General features: G+C 64.6%; 18 protein-coding genes and 1 tRNA gene. 3 read left to right on the top strand and 16 right to left on the bottom strand.

Annotated features, from left to right (window positions below):
- Positions 1 to 19 precede the first annotated feature (19 nt).
- The 5 genes from ACOGXA_RS13350 to ACOGXA_RS13330 are packed head-to-tail and all read right to left on the bottom strand — an operon-like array spanning position 20 to position 4,164.
- Positions 20 to 802 (bottom strand): VOC family protein, encoded by a 783-nt coding sequence (locus ACOGXA_RS13350; protein ID WP_419924355.1) that lies wholly within the window; start codon positions 800 to 802, stop codon positions 20 to 22.
- Positions 803 to 853: 51 nt separating this feature from the next.
- Positions 854 to 1,447: a hypothetical protein gene (locus tag ACOGXA_RS13345; RefSeq protein ID WP_419924354.1), complete on the bottom strand. Its 594-nt coding sequence runs from the start codon at positions 1,445 to 1,447 to the stop codon at positions 854 to 856.
- The gene (locus ACOGXA_RS13340; protein ID WP_419924353.1) at positions 1,434 to 2,327 is read right to left on the bottom strand and encodes an amidohydrolase family protein; all 894 of its coding nucleotides are present in this window, start codon (positions 2,325 to 2,327) and stop codon (positions 1,434 to 1,436) included. The genes ACOGXA_RS13345 and ACOGXA_RS13340 overlap by 14 nt, the downstream gene beginning before the upstream one ends.
- Positions 2,328 to 3,047 (bottom strand): class II aldolase/adducin family protein, encoded by a 720-nt coding sequence (locus ACOGXA_RS13335; protein ID WP_419924352.1) that lies wholly within the window; start codon positions 3,045 to 3,047, stop codon positions 2,328 to 2,330.
- 13 nt (positions 3,048 to 3,060) lie between these two features.
- On the bottom strand, positions 3,061 to 4,164 hold the full coding sequence (locus ACOGXA_RS13330) for an amidohydrolase family protein (RefSeq protein ID WP_419924351.1): 1,104 nt from the start codon (positions 4,162 to 4,164) through the stop codon (positions 3,061 to 3,063).
- A gap of 77 nt (positions 4,165 to 4,241) precedes the next feature.
- On the opposite strand from ACOGXA_RS13330, the gene ACOGXA_RS13325 reads away from it, so the two are divergent.
- The gene (locus tag ACOGXA_RS13325) at positions 4,242 to 5,105 is read left to right on the top strand and encodes an NAD(P)-dependent oxidoreductase (protein WP_419924350.1); all 864 of its coding nucleotides are present in this window, start codon (positions 4,242 to 4,244) and stop codon (positions 5,103 to 5,105) included.
- Between the two features lie 303 nt (positions 5,106 to 5,408).
- Here ACOGXA_RS13325 and ACOGXA_RS13320 read toward each other — a convergent pair whose 3' ends face one another.
- From ACOGXA_RS13320 to ACOGXA_RS13280, 9 genes are all read right to left on the bottom strand, one after another.
- Positions 5,409 to 6,326 (bottom strand): DNA-methyltransferase, encoded by a 918-nt coding sequence (locus ACOGXA_RS13320; protein ID WP_419924349.1) that lies wholly within the window; start codon positions 6,324 to 6,326, stop codon positions 5,409 to 5,411.
- Between the two features lie 178 nt (positions 6,327 to 6,504).
- Positions 6,505 to 7,689: a Fic family protein gene (locus ACOGXA_RS13315; protein ID WP_419924348.1), complete on the bottom strand. Its 1,185-nt coding sequence runs from the start codon at positions 7,687 to 7,689 to the stop codon at positions 6,505 to 6,507.
- A gap of 85 nt (positions 7,690 to 7,774) precedes the next feature.
- On the bottom strand, positions 7,775 to 8,599 hold the full coding sequence (locus ACOGXA_RS13310; RefSeq protein ID WP_419924347.1) for an HpcH/HpaI aldolase family protein: 825 nt from the start codon (positions 8,597 to 8,599) through the stop codon (positions 7,775 to 7,777).
- A gap of 50 nt (positions 8,600 to 8,649) precedes the next feature.
- Positions 8,650 to 8,883, bottom strand: a complete 234-nt coding sequence (locus ACOGXA_RS13305) for a hexameric tyrosine-coordinated heme protein (protein WP_419924346.1) — start codon at positions 8,881 to 8,883, stop codon at positions 8,650 to 8,652.
- Positions 8,884 to 8,900: 17 nt separating this feature from the next.
- Complete coding sequence (locus ACOGXA_RS13300; protein ID WP_419924345.1) at positions 8,901 to 10,379, bottom strand: ABC transporter substrate-binding protein; 1,479 nt, start codon at positions 10,377 to 10,379, stop codon at positions 8,901 to 8,903.
- Positions 10,380 to 10,444: 65 nt separating this feature from the next.
- Positions 10,445 to 11,296: a phytanoyl-CoA dioxygenase family protein gene (locus ACOGXA_RS13295; protein WP_419924344.1), complete on the bottom strand. Its 852-nt coding sequence runs from the start codon at positions 11,294 to 11,296 to the stop codon at positions 10,445 to 10,447.
- A 179-nt stretch (positions 11,297 to 11,475) separates the two neighbouring features.
- The gene (locus tag ACOGXA_RS13290) at positions 11,476 to 12,222 is read right to left on the bottom strand and encodes a hypothetical protein (protein ID WP_419924343.1); all 747 of its coding nucleotides are present in this window, start codon (positions 12,220 to 12,222) and stop codon (positions 11,476 to 11,478) included.
- Positions 12,219 to 12,869: an excisionase family DNA-binding protein gene (locus ACOGXA_RS13285; RefSeq protein WP_419924342.1), complete on the bottom strand. Its 651-nt coding sequence runs from the start codon at positions 12,867 to 12,869 to the stop codon at positions 12,219 to 12,221. Before ACOGXA_RS13285 ends, ACOGXA_RS13290 begins: the two co-directional genes overlap by 4 nt.
- Before the next feature lie 98 nt (positions 12,870 to 12,967).
- A tRNA-Ala gene (locus ACOGXA_RS13280) sits at positions 12,968 to 13,041 on the bottom strand.
- Positions 13,042 to 13,135: 94 nt separating this feature from the next.
- Between ACOGXA_RS13280 and ACOGXA_RS13275 the strand changes: the two genes are divergently transcribed.
- Both ACOGXA_RS13275 and ACOGXA_RS13270 read left to right on the top strand, forming a co-directional pair.
- Positions 13,136 to 14,260 (top strand): acyl-CoA dehydrogenase family protein, encoded by a 1,125-nt coding sequence (locus ACOGXA_RS13275; protein ID WP_419924341.1) that lies wholly within the window; start codon positions 13,136 to 13,138, stop codon positions 14,258 to 14,260.
- Positions 14,261 to 14,262: 2 nt separating this feature from the next.
- A complete protein-coding gene (locus ACOGXA_RS13270; protein ID WP_419924340.1) occupies positions 14,263 to 15,516 on the top strand; it encodes an acyl-CoA dehydrogenase family protein in 1,254 nt (417 codons plus the stop codon).
- Positions 15,517 to 15,527: 11 nt separating this feature from the next.
- On the opposite strand, the gene ACOGXA_RS13265 is transcribed toward ACOGXA_RS13270, so the two are convergent.
- Together ACOGXA_RS13265 and xseB are read right to left on the bottom strand one after the other, a co-directional pair.
- Entirely contained in the window at positions 15,528 to 16,520 is a 993-nt protein-coding gene (locus ACOGXA_RS13265) for a hypothetical protein (protein ID WP_419924339.1), read from the bottom strand.
- 60 nt (positions 16,521 to 16,580) lie between these two features.
- Positions 16,581 to 16,844, bottom strand: coding sequence for an exodeoxyribonuclease VII small subunit (gene xseB / locus ACOGXA_RS13260; RefSeq protein ID WP_419924338.1), 264 nt, complete (start codon positions 16,842 to 16,844; stop codon positions 16,581 to 16,583).
- Positions 16,845 to 16,850: the final 6 nt, after the last annotated feature.

Below are 16,850 nucleotides of genomic sequence, written 5' to 3'. Positions count from 1 at the left end.
TTGTGCTCTTTCTGCTGGCTCAGTCCATCGAGAAGTCGGGGTTGAGGGTGATGACCCAGAACATGGCGCCGGTGTCGTCCATGAGCTGCGCCATGCGCCCCGGCGGGGTGTCCATGGGTGGGACGATTACCTGCCCGCCCAGCTCACCGCACTGTGCCGCGGTGGCGTCGCAGTCGTCCACCGCGAAGTACACCGCCCAGTGGGGAGGGATGCCCTCCATTGGCAGGGGGCCGGCGCTGCCGATCATCTCGCCGTTGTGCGAGATGCCCACCGAACCCTCCATGTCAAGGGGTATCGGGGTCCAGCCCAGCAGCTCGGAGTAGAAGGCCAGGGCCTTGTCGACATCGGAGGTGAGGAGTTGGTTCCAGCACAGGGTGCCGTGCTCGCTCTTCAGCTCGGCGCCGTCTTGGCCCAGCGCTTCCCACAGAATCGCCACGGCGCCGGTGGGGTCGGCCACCACCACCATCCTGCCGGCGCCCGACGGCTCCATCACCGGTCCCATCGGCGTGCCCCCGGCGGGGCCCACCATGGCCAGGGCCTCATCGGCGCTGTCCACAGAGATGTAGGTCTCCCACACGTTGGGGATCCCCATCTCGCACATCTGCTGAGGCTTCTCGAGCAGCCCCAGCACCGGCTTCTCGCCCTTCAGTCCCAGCGTGTAGACGACCTGTGACCCGTCGGTCTCATCACGAAAGGTCAGCCCGAACAGCGCCGCGTAGAACGCCTTGGCCTTGTCGGGCTCCTCGGTGCACAAATCTACCCAGCTGAAATCGCCGTGAACATAGCCGTCTACCTCGGGCATCGTCGTGCTCCCTTCGCCTGGTCGCGGCTGAGTTTCAGGCAGCGTATAGGTTCAGATGGCGTCACCCACATTGGTGCGGCGGGCGCCGATGGCCCAGACCAAAAGAGCCAGGATGATCAGGGGATCGAGGATGTTCCACGCGCCCTCATCGTTGGCGAAGTAGGCGTTGACGAACACCGCCACGGCCATTCCGGTGGCGATCACGGCCGCGATCATGACGAACGGGTTGGCCGGTTCCATGCCCTGTCTTTGGGCCATGACCCGACGCCACCCGGTGCAGATGGCCACGGTGGCGCAGGAGATGAACAGCGGGTTGGCGGTGTTCCAGATATTGCCGCTGTGCTTGAAGACATCGGTGTAGTGGTTGAGCAGGTACGCCGTGGCCAAAGCCGATAGGCACACCGTGCGCACCCAGGGCACCTTGCTGGTGTTGCGCCACAGCAGCCACACGCCGACGATGGAGAACGCTACGGTGCCCATCTGCCAGAGCTGCCACTTCCAGTTGTCGGGCCCCTCGGCATTGGCGTCGACCACCGCCGATCGCTCGGCCCAGGCGAACACGGCTATGGCCAGGATGCCCGCTCCGATGATGGAGTCGATCACTCCCAGATCGCGCCGGCGGAAGATGTGCTCAATCATGCTCATTACCCATATTGAACACCCTCAGGGCGTTCTCACGGAGGAAATTGGGCCACACATGATCTCTGAACGGCACATTGCGCATCTCGGTCATGATCCGCTCCAGCGACAGACCCGAGGGGAAGTACCCGGCATACATCACCTTTTCGGCCCCCCGAGTGTTGGCGTAGCGGACTATGGCTTCGGGGTAGTGCTTGGGAGCGAACGCCGAAGTCGAATAGTGCAGCCCCGGCCACTTCAACATGAGCTTGACCATGAGGTCTTCCCAAGGCTCGGCCCCGTGGCGGACGACCAATACCAACTCGGGGAAGTCGTAGCACACCCGGTCGAGGTGCTCGACGTGCTGGGGGCCCATCGGAAACCGTGGTCCCGGCACCCCGGCGTTGATGCACATGGGGATCTCCAGTTCGCAGCACGCCGCATAAATCGGGTACATCAGCGGGTCGCTGATGTTGACTTGGGGGTGCAGCCCGGTGGGGAAGCAGGCCGCGGCGATCACCCCCAGTTCGTCGACCGCCCGGCGCAGGTCTCGCACCGCCTGCACGCCCTGGTTGGGGTCCACCAGGTAGCTGCCGTAGAGGCGGTTGGGATGCTCGGCGACCCCACGGGTGCCCCAGGTGTCGCCGAAGCTCACCGGCAACAGCCCTTTGTCCACGCCCCAGCGGTCCATCTCGGCCAGCAGGTAGGCGATGAAGTCCACCGTGCCGTCCACCTGGGGCAGGTCTTTGAACATGTAGGCAGCGCCGTGGCCGAAGCTGCGGCTCTCGGTGTCCTTCAGCAGCCCCTGGAAGTTGGCGTACCAGGCGTCGCGGTCCGACGGCACGCCCAACATGAGATCGACCACCCCGATTCCGTCCATCGGGTGGGCCTTAGGCTCGTCGGCCATTTACCCGGCCAGAGTCTCGAACAAGTCGGCGTCGGTGCGGCGCAGGCGCCGGTAGTTGGCCTCCCACATCATGGGGATGAAGTACTTGTGGTAGGCCTTTTTGGACCGGGCGGCCTCGGCCTCGGGCATCTCGTGGCCACCGACCACCTTGGCCTCGTAGTGGGCTCGGGCCGAGGTCTCATAGGCGATGGCCTTGATGGTGGCCTCCTCCAGCGAGGGGCATACGAAGCAGGCCCCGTGGTTGCCGATGAGCACCACCGACCGGTCGCCCAGCGCCTCGGCCATCTTGGGGCCGTCCACCGGCTGGTCGATGCCATTGTCGGCGTAGTGGGCTTGCTCCTTGTAGAACAGGCAGGCGTCGGCCGAGTACAGGCCCACGTCTTGGCCGGTGGTGGACAGCACCTCCACATACTGGGAGTGGGTGTGGATCACCGAGTTGGCGTCGGGCCGGGCCTCGTAGAACCCGGCGTGGAACCGCACCGCCGGCGAGGCTGGGGTGTCGCCGTCAAGCAGGTTGAGGCCCATGTCGTAGCTGTTCACGTCGCTGGGCAGCGTCTCGCTGAAGTATCCGAACGGCGACACCCAAAAAGCGTCGGCCCGCTCGGGATCGCGCACCGACACATGGCCGGCCACTCTGCTCTCGCACCCCTCCCGGGCCAGGATGCGCCGGGAGGCGGCCACCTGGAAGGCGGGATGTTCTTCGGTCCAGGTCTTGGTCATCGGCCCTTTCCTCCTACGTCTGGATGTCGTAGAGCCGGCGGACGTTGCCCGACACGATGGCGTGGCGCACATCATCGGTCGCGTCGGCGAAGTGCTCGCCGATCACCGCTTGGCTGTGGGGCCAGGTGGACACATGGTGGGGGAAGTCGTTGCCCCACATCATGGTCTCGGTGCCGATGATGTCGCGGGCGGCCACTCCGGTGAGGTCGCGCATGAAGGTGACCCGGAAGTTCTTGCGCCAGTAGTGCGAAGGCTCGTGCTGGCAGTTCATGTCCTTGAGGAGCTGGGCGTTGCGGTGGAACCAGTAGTCGGCCCGTTCCAGCAGGTTGCCGGCCCAGCCCACGTCGTTCTCGGCCGACACGATCTTGAGCTCGGGGAACCGGTCGAACACGCCGCCGAAGATGAGGTCTAGCACCACCTCTTGGATGTCCACCGTTTGCAGCACCGACCGGGTGGACGTGCCCTGGTCCCAGGACTTGTCGGGGTCGCGGGTGGTGGCGGCATGCAGGTTCACCGGCATGGAGTGCTCCACCGCCGCGGCCCACAGCGGGTCGAACGACGGGTCTTGGTAGGGGTTGTCCTCGCCGTTGACCACCGGGATCATCACCCCTTTGAGTCCGATGCCGCGACAGCGCTTGATCTCTTTGGCGGCCCGCTCCAAGTCAACCGGCGACAGCAGGCCGATGCCCACGAACGTGTCGGGGATCTGGCTGACGAACTCCCCGATCCAGGTGTTGTAGGCCTCGAACAGGGCCCACTGGAACTCCACGTCTTGGATGGGGTACATCTGCATGGCGATGGTGGGGTACAGCACCTCGCCGGTCACCCCGTCGGTGCGCAGCGCCTCCATGCGGACCGCGGGATCCCAACCCACATCGGGCACGTCCTCGTCCCATCGGCCCTTGACCCGCACGTTGTCGTCGGTGCGCATGCACCCGGCCAAAAGCCCCACCGGGGGCAGCCGGGCCTGGTCGCACACCAGGCGATCGGTGGTGGGCTCGTGGACCAGCCGGGGGGCCCGATCCCGGTAGGCCTCCACCGTGTATATCTGCCACAGGTCGTGGGGTTCGATCACATGGGAGTCGGCAGAGAAAACGTCGAAGCCGTTGTCGCTCATCACCTCTGATGTTATGCCCCCGCCCTCGTCCCCCGCCCACCGGGGCTGGGGCCGAGCGGGTGGATATCGTGGCCGACGTGAGCATTTGTGCATTTATCGGACTGGGCAACATGGGCTTCCCTATGGCCGGGCACCTGGCGGCTGCCGGCCACGAGGTGCGGGTGTTCAACCGGACGGCGGCAGTGGCCGAGCGCTGGGGGGAGGCCCACGACGGGGAGGTGGCCCCCACCCCGGCAGAGGCGGCCGCCGGGGCCGAGTTCGTGTTCACCTGCGTGGGCGCCGACGACGACCTGAGGGCGGTGGTGCTGGGCGACGACGGCGTTCTGAGCACCATGGCCGCCGGTTCGGTGCTGGTGGACCACACCACCGCGTCGGCCGACGTGGCCCGGGAGCTGGCCGAGGTGTGTGCCGGCCGGGGGATCGGCTGGCTGGACGCCCCCATCTCCGGGGGCCAGGCTGGGGCCGAGAACGGCGTGCTGACAGTGATGTGCGGCGGTGAGCTTGAGCACTTCGATGCCGCCCGCCCTGTGATCGACGCCTATTCGTCGGCGGTCACCCTTTTGGGACCGGCCGGCAGCGGCCAGCTCACCAAGATGGTCAACCAGATCCTCTGCGCCGGCGCCGTGCAGGGGGCGGCCGAGGCGCTGGCCTTCGGCGAGCGGGCCGGGCTCGACATGGAGAAGGTGCTGGCCGCCGTCACCAAGGGGGCGGCCGGTTCGTGGTATCTCCAGAACCGAGGCCACACCATGGTGGCCGACGAGTTCGACTTCGGCTTCGCCATCGACTGGATGAACAAGGATCTGGGCCTGGTAGCCGACGCCGCCGCCGAACTCAGCGCCCCCATCCCCCTAGTAGAACTCTGCCGCCGCTACACCGAAGCCACCGCGGCCGCCGGCGAGAACCGCCTAGACACCACCTCCATAATCCGCCGCTACCGCTAGCCGACCAATGGGCAGACCGCGTCCTAAGAAGGCATGAGGTCAATGATCTCAGGAATGTCAAGAAGGTGAGGGAGTGTGGACAAGGAATAGGTGCGGCCATCGGTGGCAATCACGATGTCCACGAGGGCGTTCGGACGCTCTGACCAACCCTTGCCGTCAACTACTGCACAAGGCAGCAAACCTCGATCTTTGGCGGCCTCATCCCTAGCAGATTCTGATAGCCGCAGCAGAACAGCTACCGCTTGACGACGAGTTGTGGGGCTGGGAGTGGTACCAGCACTGGCGAGAAGGTTGTGCTCAGGCTCAGTTAGCGACACGGAGCAGCCCCAACTCCTCCTGGACGAAGTCGCTGGCCAGGCGCTCCTTGGCAACCGCTGCATACTCGGCATGCAGTTCAATCCCACCGGAGTGGCGCCCATGTCGGCGGGAAACAGTAACCGTGGTCCCCGACCCGGCAAATGGGTCGATGACGATTCCTTCAGGTGGGCAGGCTGCCTTCACAAAGAACTCAGCCAAACCTTCGGGCATGACTGCGGTGTGCTGTCCGGCAGGGCCCTTGTGCTGGTTGTAGGTCTGGCCCACGTTGATCACATTCCCAGGGTCGGCACCGCCTCGGCCGTAGGTGCGGGTGCGGTCCCGGCCGAATCCGGCATCAGTGTTCCGACGGCCATTGGTGTCTTTGAGCCGCCGTTTGATCTCAGCTTCATCTGCTCGATACGGGACACGTACAGCATCCAAGTCGAAGTACGGATTTGGTCCCTTTGTGAAGTGGTACACGTACTCGAACGCGTCCTTGGTCCGTGGTCCGAACCGACCAGGGATGGCATTGGGCTTGCCCCAGATGTACGTCTCCGTCCACCGCCACCCCATGTCTTGCAGAGCGATCACCAGTTGGTACACGTACGGATGTCGCTGGCCCCGCAGCGGCCCCGACTTGGCCACCCGGTTTTTGATGTTGAGCACGAACGAACCGGTGTCCGTGGCGGCCCGAAGCATGGCATCGGCAAAGGGCAGGAACCACTCCACATACCTGTCCGGGCTGATCTTGGAATACGCCCGAGCATCGGCATAGGGCGGCGACATGAAAAAGAGGTCCACCGACCCATTCGGCAACCTCGGCAGCCACTCGCTGGAATCCCCCCAAACCACCCCTTCATCAAGCAGCACAGCCAGTGCCTCATCCCCGTCTACTGAAGGCACCGGAGCCATCTGACCAGCCATATTCAGAGAATACCCGCCCCCAGTGACGTCATTGTGGTTCCGGGCATCATCATCAACTTCTTCACGCTGCTGCTGACCATCATGATCGTGGTGGCGATATTTGACTGAAACGCGTTCATTGGCCGACGACAGTTCCTTTCCGTCAAATGCTGTTGGCTTCTTCAGTGGGTTGTGTAGATCAGCCCGAGATTCCTGGCAAGGGCCGCTGGGGGAGTGTGACGTAGGGATCATCGTCGGCTCTTGCCGGCCGGTTGGCTCGGACGTCGAGCCATAGGCTGCGTAGCTCATCGGAGCCGTGGTAGATGCGCCCCCGTCCCGCTCCCTTTGGTTCGAGGACTCCGGCGTCGACCATGGCCTTCAAGTCTCGGCTGGCGGAGAGGTCGGAGATCGCGTCGCCTTCGGTCAGCTCCACGAGGTGCGTGTAGATCGACCGGCGCAATCGGCGGCCTCGGGCTGCATCGGCCAGTGCGCCGGTGACCCGATTCGGAAGGCTGTTGCGGTGGACGAGTTGGGTGATGCTGTCGTACAGGTGCTCGGTTTCATGAATCCGCCTCTGCATTGTCCACGCCTGTCGATAGTGGGCTCTGAGCATGAATCGAATCCACGGCCGGGCCGAGTTCTCCGGGTGCCAACTTCCCTGGCCGACTTCGGAGAGAATCGCGTAGTAGTCGTCGGTGTTTCGCCCCAGATATTCCTCCACTGACGAGAAGACAGGGGAGACGATGCCCTCGCCTGAGAGCACCATTGTTTGCAGGGCTCTAGCCATGCGTCCGTTCCCGTCGCGGAAGGGGTGGATCATCACCAGGTTGAGATGAGCCATCGCGGCCCGGAATATGACAGGCACAGGCCCGTCCCCTTGGAGGGATTCGACAAGCTCGCCTATGAGTGGTTCGACCAGGGCTGCGTCGGGCGCGTCGTAGACGCGGGTCCCATTTTCGTCGGACACCCAGACATCTCCTTTTCTGTATAGGCCGGGCCGGGCGCGCAGATCATGCTTGGTCATCATGAAGTGGAGCGACTTCAAGAGGGATTGATCGACGATGGTCTCGGCTTCGGCAAGCTGGAGCACGTAGGTCATGGCGTCCCGGTAGCCGGTCAATGCCAGCCTGGTTTCCTCGGAGGTGTCCAGCGGTTCTTCTCCTTCGATGGCATCCAGCACGTCATCCAATGACGCTCGGTAACCCTCGATCCAGTTAGAGCCTCTGACTGCCCGGGCCAGGCTCATTCTCCTTAGATGGCCTGCCCACCTTCGGGGCTTGTGCCGAACGTATTGGGAGAGCTCGTGCCGCAAGCGCTCGATCTCATCGATTACCAGCAGGTCGGTATCTTCCGGTTCGGGTGTGGCAAAGATACTCGATGGCATGACTATAAAGATATCAAACTATGATATGAAGAATATATCAATATGTCATGCTGCGGGCCGCAAGGGAACTGACCGAAGTTGAGGCTCAGTACAGGGATTCTCCGCCTGCCTCGCTGCTCGCGGGGGTATTGCCGCTGAGGGCGTCTAGGACGGATTGGCGGTGGGCGGTGATGCCGGAGGTTAGGGCGGCGTTGTCGGCGGTGACGGTGACCAGGCGGAATCCTTGGGCCACCCGGGTGGGGGCCAGCGTGGGGGTGGAGTGGATGCCGGGGACCACGCCGTGGCGATCGCAGGCGGCCACGATGGCGGCCAGGGCGTCGTCGAAGGAGGATTCGCCGTCGTTGTTGCCGGGGGGCAGGCCCAGGCTTACCGACATGTCGGCCGGTCCGACGTAGACGGCGTCCACCCCCGGCGTGGACATGATGTCGTCCAGGTTCTCCAGCGCGGCGATGGTCTCCACCATGGGAATGCACTTCACCGCCTGGTTGGCGCCGGCGAAGTAGCCCGCTCCGTCGCGCAGCGCCACCCGGGTGGGGCCGAAGCTGCGTGACCCTTCAGGGGCGTAGCGGCACGACCGCACCGCGGCCTCAGCCTCGGCCCGGCTGTTGACCATGGGGATGATGATGCCCATGGCCCCGGCGTCGAGCATCCGGCCGATGATGCCCTGCTCGTTCCACGGCACCCGCACCACCGGGGTCGATGAGCCCAGGTCGATAGCCGCCAGCATGGGCAGCGCGTCGGAGTAGTCGGCCAGGCCGTGCTGCATGTCGATGCACACATAGTCGAAACCGGCTCTAGACATGATCTCGCAGCCCATGGCCGTGGGCAGCCCCGCCCAGGCGCCCAGCGCGGGTCGACCCGAAGCGAAGGCCTCAGCCAGCGGATGGGATGCGGAAACAGCGTCGCTCATGGCCGCAACCGTATCCTCCGTTAAAGGGAACTAGTCAGTTCGGTTGTCGGCTAGCGCCAGTAGTTGTTGGCGGCGGCGATGGTCTGGAACTCAACGGCCACGACGTGGGCCGAGCTGATGAGTTGAGCGGTATCGCGGGCGTAGTCATCGCGCAGGCTTGCTCGCACGTCGGCATCGGTCTGGATGGAGGCGATGGTCTTGCGGGCAATCATGATGGCCAGCTCACGGCCCACGGCGGGCGTGGCGGTTATGAGAGTGGGGATGACGTCGTCGAAGACGGACATGAACAGTTCCTTTCGGATCAGGGAGTGGCGTCTCGCAAAGGGCCGATGGGAACCAACAGGCCCCTAGCGCCCAGATCGGGATCTTGGGCTACGAGCTGGAAGGAGTCGTTGCTGGAGTACTTGCCCGGTCCGAACGAGGCGTAGGGCTGACTGGCGACGGAGAACTGGCCTGCATTGGCAATGGCCTCAGCGAAGGTCTCATGGGTCAGGTTGGGACCGGCTTCGGTGGCCAGATACTCAAAGATCTGGAAGAACCGACAGTGGCCGGACAGGGCGGTGAACCACAGCGGCTCGCCTTCCTCCAAGGCGTCGGGATGCTTGACCTCGACATCGGGGTGGGCGGCGGCAAATGCGTCCGTGCATTCCTGCATCCTCGGATCGGATTCGTATGTCTGGGCCCCGGTCATGGCCGACACGGTTATCACGCCCCTAGCGGACTCAGGTTCGACGTTGCCACCCAGGTTGGCGCCCAACCCGGAAGCGTCGGTTGCCCAGATGTCTACGTCGAGGCCGTTGATAGCAGCGTTTTCAATACCGGCTGACGCGTTGCCGACGAGCAGGAGGGTGTCGGTGCCGGCTGCCTTGATGCGCTCCGACAGTGCGGCCCACTCTTGGTTCTGGGCAATGAGGTCGGCAACGTTGGAGGAAGTGGCAATTTCGAGAACCGGCTCGACGCCATGATCCCGCAGCAGCTTGCCAACCTCATCTAGCTGGGGGGCTGAGGGGAGGTCGGCCACAATGGCGATCGAGCGTCCTTGGAGCATCCCCTCCTCGTCGAGCAGGGTGAACAGCGCGCTGGTGGTGCGCTCACGCGGGACTCTCTCGTTGACCCATGGGGCTCGGGCTAGGGCCAGCCGATCGGCGGTGATGGTCCCGCCCACCAGGATCGTCTCCTGTTGGTCGACGATGCAGGTGTTGGCCACTTCAGCAGGGCCGAGGAACCCGAACAGCACGGCGAATACTTCATTGTCCTCGGTCACACGGAGACAGGCGGCCTCGGCCTCGGTGGCTCCGATGGGGTTGTATTTGTCTATGATGACCTCAACCCGGCGGCCGTTGATGCCTCCCCGGATGTTGATGTCGTCCACCAGGGCTTGGATGACCTTCTCTTGGTCGCCCCAGGTGGCTGGCGAGAAGCCGAGTTCGACTAGTTGATCGATGTCGAGATAGGTGACACCGATGGTGATGGTCTCGGCGGTGACCCCTCGCCAGGTGGCGGTCAGGGGAATCTCCGGCTCCGGCTCCGCGGTGGGGGCCGGTTCGAACTCGGGCTCGTCGTCCTCGGGGGCCCCTTCCGGCTCGGGCTCAGCAGGGGCGGCCTCTTCGGGCTCATCCTCTTCCGGTTCCGGGTCAGGTTCTTCGGGCGCGGACGGGGCTTCGGTGGCCGGTGCCGCCGGTTCGCCGGCGCCATCGTCGTCGTTGCCACCGCAGGCCGCGGCGATCATCGACAGCGCTACGAGCATGGCGATCAACCAGCGCATCGTCTTGGTCTTCATGGGGTTCCCCCTCTGTGTGCCCCTGATGGGCACCGGGGGCGGATAGGCCGTCCCGGCTCAGAGCATCATATTCGGTCGGGAGTTACCGGTCTCCCTGACCGGGCCACTGGGTACTGCCGCTCGGGAGCGTTGCAGGGTACCCGGCCGGTGGGCGGTCCCTGGGCCGGGTCGCCGGTGAGCAACTCGGCCTCCGCGGGGGCGTACTGGAGGATGTAGGCCCTGCGCGCCTCGTCGGTGGTATTCGGCCCGGTCAGATGGGGGGTGAGCGACGAGAACACCGCCGCACCTCCTGCGGGCACCGGGGCGGCTACCGCGCTCTCGCACTGCTCGAAGCACTCAAAGCCCAGGGGATCGACGTAGGCATGGGCCAGCGTGCCGTGGAGGTGGACGCCGGGGGCCACCCACGGACAGCCGTTCTCCACGGTGGTGTCGGTGAGGGCCAGCCAAACGGTTAGATATTGCTGGGGCTCGATGAAGGTGTAGCCGTTGTCCTGGTGCCAGGGGAACCGGCGGGGTTTCTCGGGCTTCTTGTACACCGCCTGATCCCAGTACAGGTTCACGTCGGGGCCCACCAGGTCGGTGCACACCGCCGCGATCCGGGGATCGGCGGCCACTTGGCGCAGGAGGTTCGAGCGGGCCACCAGGTGGGGGGTGAAGGTGATGGCCCCAGCCTCGGCGATCATCAGCCGCTCGCCCTCGATCTGGCGCAGCCCGGCCTCGGTCTCGGCCTCTATGGCATCGATCTCCGCGACGACGGTGGCGATGGTGTCGGCATCGAGCAGGTCTTCCATCACGAAGAACCCTTGACGGTTGAACTGGTCGGTTTGGCCCGCCGACAGGAAAGCAGGCGACGAGGTGGCTGGCTGCCAGGCGAAGTCCCGGTTCCAGGGGTGAGGGGTATAGGCACCGTCGGCCATCAGGCCACCAGATGGCCGTCGCGGAGCAGGGGGTTCTTGAAGCCGTCGTACTGCTCGAAGCCGATGAAGAACCCCTGGGCGTGATGGCTGTCGAGCATTAGGGGAATCCTTCCACAAGTGCCTATCTGCACTCTCGAAGGCGGAGTATCGGAAGCTCCTGGTTCGGCAGAGATAGGCAGCTAGCGGGATAGGAGACGGTAGGCGGCTCGACCACGGCTAGCGCCCTCGGCATCAAGGGCGCGCCATGCGAGTTGATCCGGATCGCTCATCTCCGCTCTCCTGCGGATCCGGGTTCTGTCCTTTGGGGTTAGCTCGTTGGCCAACATGAGAGGCTGGTCAACCATGCTCAATAGCAGGGCCAAATCCGTCCGCTGTGCCTCAGGCATGTCGTCGGCGTCGACGGCTTCTGCTTTGCAGATGATCGCTCCCAGCAAGGAGGGTCTGGGCACGAGACCTGTCGAGTCGAGAATCTGGACGGGCACGAATTCGGTTCGCTTCAGCGCCTGTGTGCCGCCTGGCACTTGAAGGGTGCGGCCAGGTGGAGTCGTGGTGAGGTCAGACCGCTGACCAAGTCCCTCCGGGGCCAATACGTCAATGCTCACGCCATCGCGGTCATAGCGATGGGCAAGGCCCTCGGGTGAAGTGCCGGTGAGCTCGAAGCCACGCGATTCGAGCTCTCTTACAAACCGGCGCACGCTATCTGCGGCGACGCGAGCATTGACGAGGGCATCGAGGTCTGTGGACACGCGGGGTGGCTGGATTCCGTGTTCTATGGCGTGGAGCAAGACCATCTGGCCGCCGATCAGCGTCCATTCTCCCCGCCTCACACCGCCCACCTCGATCAGGGTGAGCCATAGAAGCTCATCAAGTCCGGGAAAGACCGGAAGTTGGACCGGTTCCCGCTTGAGGGTCGGCCAGTTGCTCACAAGCGATTCAAGAGGTCTTTACCGGCTCGGCGCGACCGCTCGTCGGCCGAGTCGAGAAGGTCGATTGCCACGACCGGGGTGGGTGCATGGCGCTCTAGTGGAGCAAAGGGCCAACAGTTGTCGTTCGCAACCCTTAGCAAGACGTTTGGTCTTTCGGATTCGCTGTCGAGCGCGAATTGATCGATCAGACCAGCCAGTTCCGACTCAGGGACATAGCCTTCGATCTGGTCGGCGACCACCAAGTCAATGTGACTAGGGGCGAGAGCGCTGATGCCGGAGGAGACAAACCCTGGGTGCTCCAGTATTGCCTCCAGTACGGAGGGGTGGGCATAGAACCAATGGCGCTCGGCTCGGTTTGCCAGCTGTCCCAGGATCGATCCAAGCCCCAACTCAAGGCGCTGTTGGGCGCGGTGCCTGTCAATAGGTGATCCTGGCACCCTGTTGCCGTTGGCCAGCGCGAGTACATCCCACGCAGATGATGGCTTCCACGGGCGCCCTGCACCCGACCTGCTCTTGGCAAACTCTCGAACCGCTTGCTCTTCTAGCACCCAAGAACGGCCAGTTCGTTCGCCCGGTATTCGGCCGTCCGCCAGCATCTGGCGAATGCGCCGATCGCTTACCCCGAGTTCGTTAGCGGCTTCGGCCACTGCCATCATCCTCATAACAAAAATATACCGCTAACGGAACAAATATGCAATCACGGCCACAGAGACTTCAGAGCGACAAGATCTCACATACCACAGAGTGGAGCTGATGGGACTCGAACCCACGACCCCCTGCTTGCAAAGCAGGTGCTCTAGCCAGCTGAGCTACAGCCCCGGACGGTTCAAGCGTACCGGGCGATTTGCGGGGCCAACGACCCAATAGCCCGCTCAATGTGACCGGCTGGCGTTGTCGTGGTGGAATAGCCCCGGTGAGAGTCGATCTGAGCGACGATCAGGAGTTCTTCCGGGAAACGGCCCGGCGGTTCATCGAGGCTGAGGTCCCGATCAGCGTGGTGCGGGAGTGGCACGAGTTGCCCGACGGTTGTCCGCAGAGCTGGTGGCAGGCGGCGGCCGAGTTGGGTTGGACATCGCTGATGGTGCCCGAGTCGTTGGGCGGCGGCAGCATCTCCGGTCGCCCCATTGTGGATCTGACCATCGTGGCCGATGAGATGGGCCGGGGTGTGACGCCGGGACCGTTCATGCCCACCAACGTGGTGGCCGACACCTTGGGCCGGTCGGGCTCGCCTGAACAGCAGGCGATGCTCGAGGGGGTCATGGCCGGTGAGGTGGTGCTGGCTTGGGCGTTCTGCGAGCCGGGTGGCGATTGGACTGCCGGCCATGTCGCGGCTGCGGCCGCGCCGTCCAATGGCGGCTATGTGCTGACCGGCGCCAAGACCGCAGTGGAATCAGGCGCGCAGGCCCACCACTTGCTGGTCACCGCCCGCACCGCCGACGGTTTGGCCCAATTCTTGGTGCCATCCGATGCTCCCGGTGTGACCGTCAACCCCCAGGAGTCGCTGGATTTGGGCCGTCGCTTCGCCGAAGTGGGCCTTGTTGGTGTGGCCGTCGGCCCCGAAGCCCTGGTGGGGGCACCGGGAGCGGCTGCCGAGGCCGACGTGGCCCGCCAATGCCTACTAATGCAGCTTCTCCAATGCGCCGACAACGCCGGATCGGCGGCCAGGGTGCTGGAGTTCACTATCGAGTACGCCTTTGACCGCTACTCCTTCGGCCGGCCTCTGGCGTCGTATCAGGCCCTCAAGCACCGTTTCGCCGACATGAAGCTGTGGTCGGAGGCTTCTCAGGCCGCGGTCGACGGTGCCGCCGATGCTGTGGCCACCGGCCAAAACGAGGCTCGGATAGTGAGCGTGGCCAAGTCGTATGTGGGCGACCACTCGGTGGAGCTCATGCAGGACTGCGTGCAGATGCACGGCGGCATCGGTGTGACCTATGAGCACGACCTGCACCTCCACCTGCGCCGAGCCACCGTGAACCGAGGACTGTTCGGCACACCGGACGACCACCGGATAATTCTGTCCAAGATGAGCGGGTACTAGAGATGGACGACTTCATATACGCCGAAACCGATCCCGCCGAGCTAGCCGATTACCGGGAGCAGGCTGAGACGTGGATGAACGAGAACATGCCTCGGCGCGACCCCGTGAATCCCTGGCACCCCACCCGTGACGATGACGAGAAGTGCTCCCGCAACCGGGAACTCCAGCGACGCCTCTCCGACGGAGGGTACGCCGCGGTGTGCTACCCCAAGGAATACGGCGGCCGGAGCCTGACCATTGCCCATCAGCGGATCGTCAACGACGTCAGCATGGATTTCGACATGCCGATTCTGTTCAGCATTCCCACGATGTCGATCTGTGGTCCGGTGATCTTGGAGTTCGGCACCGAGGAGCAGAAGCAGCGCTACATCCCGGGGTGGATTCGGGGCGACGAGCTGTGGGTGCAGTTCATGTCCGAGCCCAGCGGCGGCTCCGACATGGCCGGCGCCCTGACCCGGGCCGACCGGGACGGCGATGAGTTCGTGATAAACGGTTCCAAGATCTGGAGCACGTTCGCCCAGCGCTCCGACTACGCCCTCATGCTGGCCCGGACCAACTGGGAGGTGCCCAAGCACCGGGGGCTGACCATGTTCATCGTGCCCATCCACCATCCCGGCATCGAGATCCACCCCATCCAGATGGTGGACCGCACCGAGGAGTTCTGCCAGGAGTACTTCAACGACGTAATCATTTCCGCCGACAACGTGGTCGGCGCGGTGGATGACGGCTGGACGGTGGCCAGCCGCTTGCTGTTTCACGAGCGGGCCGCGGTGGGCAACGCCTCCCCCTACACCCAGGGCCGCAACCGGAACCGGACCGCCGACGGAATCGAGGACCTTGCTGCAATAGCCCGGCAACATGGGGGTGCCGACATGGGTAGCCACCGTCAGCGGCTAGGACGCATGGAGACGTTCAGCCAACTCGAGGCTCTGCTGTCGGATCGAGTGGTGAAGGGCATTGAAAGCGGCTACTTCCCGGCCCCGGCCGGATCTCTGGTGCGCCTGTTCCACGGCCTGTCGCGAACCGAGCGCCAGACGGTGGCCATGGAGCTGCGCGGTGACCAGGCCCTGGTGTGGAACCAGGGCGAGCCCACCGGCGTCTTCGGAGTGGAGTTTGTGCAGCGCCAGCAGGCCTGCATAGGCGGCGGCACCACCGAGATGGCCCGCAACATCATCAGCGAGCGCATTCTGGGCATGCCCCGCGAACCCGCGGTCGACCGCGACCTCCCCTTCAACCAAGTCCCCCGCAGCGGCTAGCCGCCGCGGCCCTACGGCGCCAGGGGGCGGCCGAACGGGAGGGGGTCTTGCCAGGTGGCCAGGAATGTCTCGGCTCTTTGGGCGGCGGCGAGGAAGAGGCCGTCGGGGTGGGCGCTGATTTCCTCTAAGGAGGCGGCGATCTTGGCGGCGGCATCGCCAGCGATGGCCTCGGGGGAGAATTCGCCGGTGGGCCACCAGGCGAACAGGGCGCCAGCGGTGGAGATGAAGTCGGGGACCACTGTGGTGCCTGCTCGACCGAGAATGGCCAAGGCTCGGGCGGTCACCGGGATTGGGGCATGGGGCACCACGGCGCCCACGCTGAGTTGGCCGGCCATCGTGTGATTGACGGCGCCCATCTTGGACCCGGCGAACAGCACGTCGACTGGTTCGGCCAGGGCCTCGTTTGCGGTCTTGTCGCGGTTGGGGATGCTTCCCGGCGTGCTCAGGGATCCAGCAGGAAAACCACCCCGGTCGATAGCGCCCCGGGGACCGGAAGTCACCGCCACTACCTTGGCGCCCTGCTCGGCCACTGCGGCGGCCAGCGCGGGGCCGGTGCCGTTGAAGCCCTCGATGGCCACGGTGCGCCCGTCCAAACCGCCGGCGGCGGTGGCTGCCGCGGCCACCACTCCGGCGACGACAGCCTGATCGGCCACATCGCCCACCGCGGCGCGGGAGTCGGCTTCGGCCAATGATGCCAGCGCGGCCCGAGGCACCCGGGTTCCCGGCTCGGGCAGAAAGCGGCCGGAGGCCACCATCGGGGAGATCTCGGAGGTGAACTTGGCCACCGCGTCGGCCCGGTCTTCATCTAGGGCGTTGATCCCCGCTGAGGCCCCGCTGCGGCGCATCTCGAAGGTGGCGAGGGCGTAAGTCATAGACCGGGCCAGGTCGCCAGCCCCGCTGGGCAGGATCTTGCGGGCCGACCGGACGATGCCCACCGCCTCAGGCGCGTTGGCCAAGTCGAACACGATGAAGGCGTCGACCGTCTCGAGGCTCTCTATGGGCAAGACTTGCTCCCCGCGATGGCAAGTGACTGGAAAATGGTTCCAGTCACCCGGACCGCTGTACTACTCATCGTCCAACAAATCGTCCCAGTCGTCTTCTTTGTTGGAAGGGGAGGGCTCATCTTCTTGGTGGTCTAGGCCGGCCACGATCTCTTTGACCCGCACCTCGGCGTCGTTGATCCGCCCCCGGCACACCCGGATCAGTTCCGCGGCCCGCTCGACCTTGGTGGCCAGTACGTCGATGTCGATGTCTTCGGCCTCCAGCTCGCTCAGAATCTGCTGGAGTTCGCTCAACGCGTCGGCATAGCCGATCTCTGGTGTGCTCATCGTGTT

Source organism: Candidatus Poriferisocius sp. (assembly GCF_965208475.1).
Lineage (GTDB): Bacteria > Actinomycetota > Acidimicrobiia > Acidimicrobiales > Bin134 > Poriferisocius.
Note: the sequence above shows the minus strand (reverse complement) of the source record. Positions and strands in the feature narration are given on the sequence as shown.

What these genes read in the sequence shown, in the direction of transcription:
- ACOGXA_RS13305 (WP_419924346.1), bottom strand. Translation starts at nt 8,883, where the DNA reads ATGTCCGTCTTCGACGACGTCATCCCCACTCTCATAACCGCCACGCCC.
- ACOGXA_RS13295 (WP_419924344.1), bottom strand. Translation starts at nt 11,296, where the DNA reads ATGGCCGACGGTGCCTATACCCCTCACCCCTGGAACCGGGACTTCGCC.
- ACOGXA_RS13320 (WP_419924349.1), bottom strand. Translation starts at nt 6,326, where the DNA reads ATGGCTGGTCAGATGGCTCCGGTGCCTTCAGTAGACGGGGATGAGGCA.
- ACOGXA_RS13340 (WP_419924353.1), bottom strand. Translation starts at nt 2,327, where the DNA reads ATGGCCGACGAGCCTAAGGCCCACCCGATGGACGGAATCGGGGTGGTC.
- ACOGXA_RS13345 (WP_419924354.1), bottom strand. Translation starts at nt 1,447, where the DNA reads ATGAGCATGATTGAGCACATCTTCCGCCGGCGCGATCTGGGAGTGATC.
- ACOGXA_RS13300 (WP_419924345.1), bottom strand. Translation starts at nt 10,379, where the DNA reads ATGAAGACCAAGACGATGCGCTGGTTGATCGCCATGCTCGTAGCGCTG.
- xseB (WP_419924338.1), bottom strand. Translation starts at nt 16,844, where the DNA reads ATGAGCACACCAGAGATCGGCTATGCCGACGCGTTGAGCGAACTCCAG.
- ACOGXA_RS13350 (WP_419924355.1), bottom strand. Translation starts at nt 802, where the DNA reads ATGCCCGAGGTAGACGGCTATGTTCACGGCGATTTCAGCTGGGTAGAT.
- ACOGXA_RS13315 (WP_419924348.1), bottom strand. Translation starts at nt 7,689, where the DNA reads ATGCCATCGAGTATCTTTGCCACACCCGAACCGGAAGATACCGACCTG.
- ACOGXA_RS13270 (WP_419924340.1), top strand. Translation starts at nt 14,263, where the DNA reads ATGGACGACTTCATATACGCCGAAACCGATCCCGCCGAGCTAGCCGAT.
- ACOGXA_RS13335 (WP_419924352.1), bottom strand. Translation starts at nt 3,047, where the DNA reads ATGACCAAGACCTGGACCGAAGAACATCCCGCCTTCCAGGTGGCCGCC.
- ACOGXA_RS13330 (WP_419924351.1), bottom strand. Translation starts at nt 4,164, where the DNA reads ATGAGCGACAACGGCTTCGACGTTTTCTCTGCCGACTCCCATGTGATC.
- ACOGXA_RS13310 (WP_419924347.1), bottom strand. Translation starts at nt 8,599, where the DNA reads ATGAGCGACGCTGTTTCCGCATCCCATCCGCTGGCTGAGGCCTTCGCT.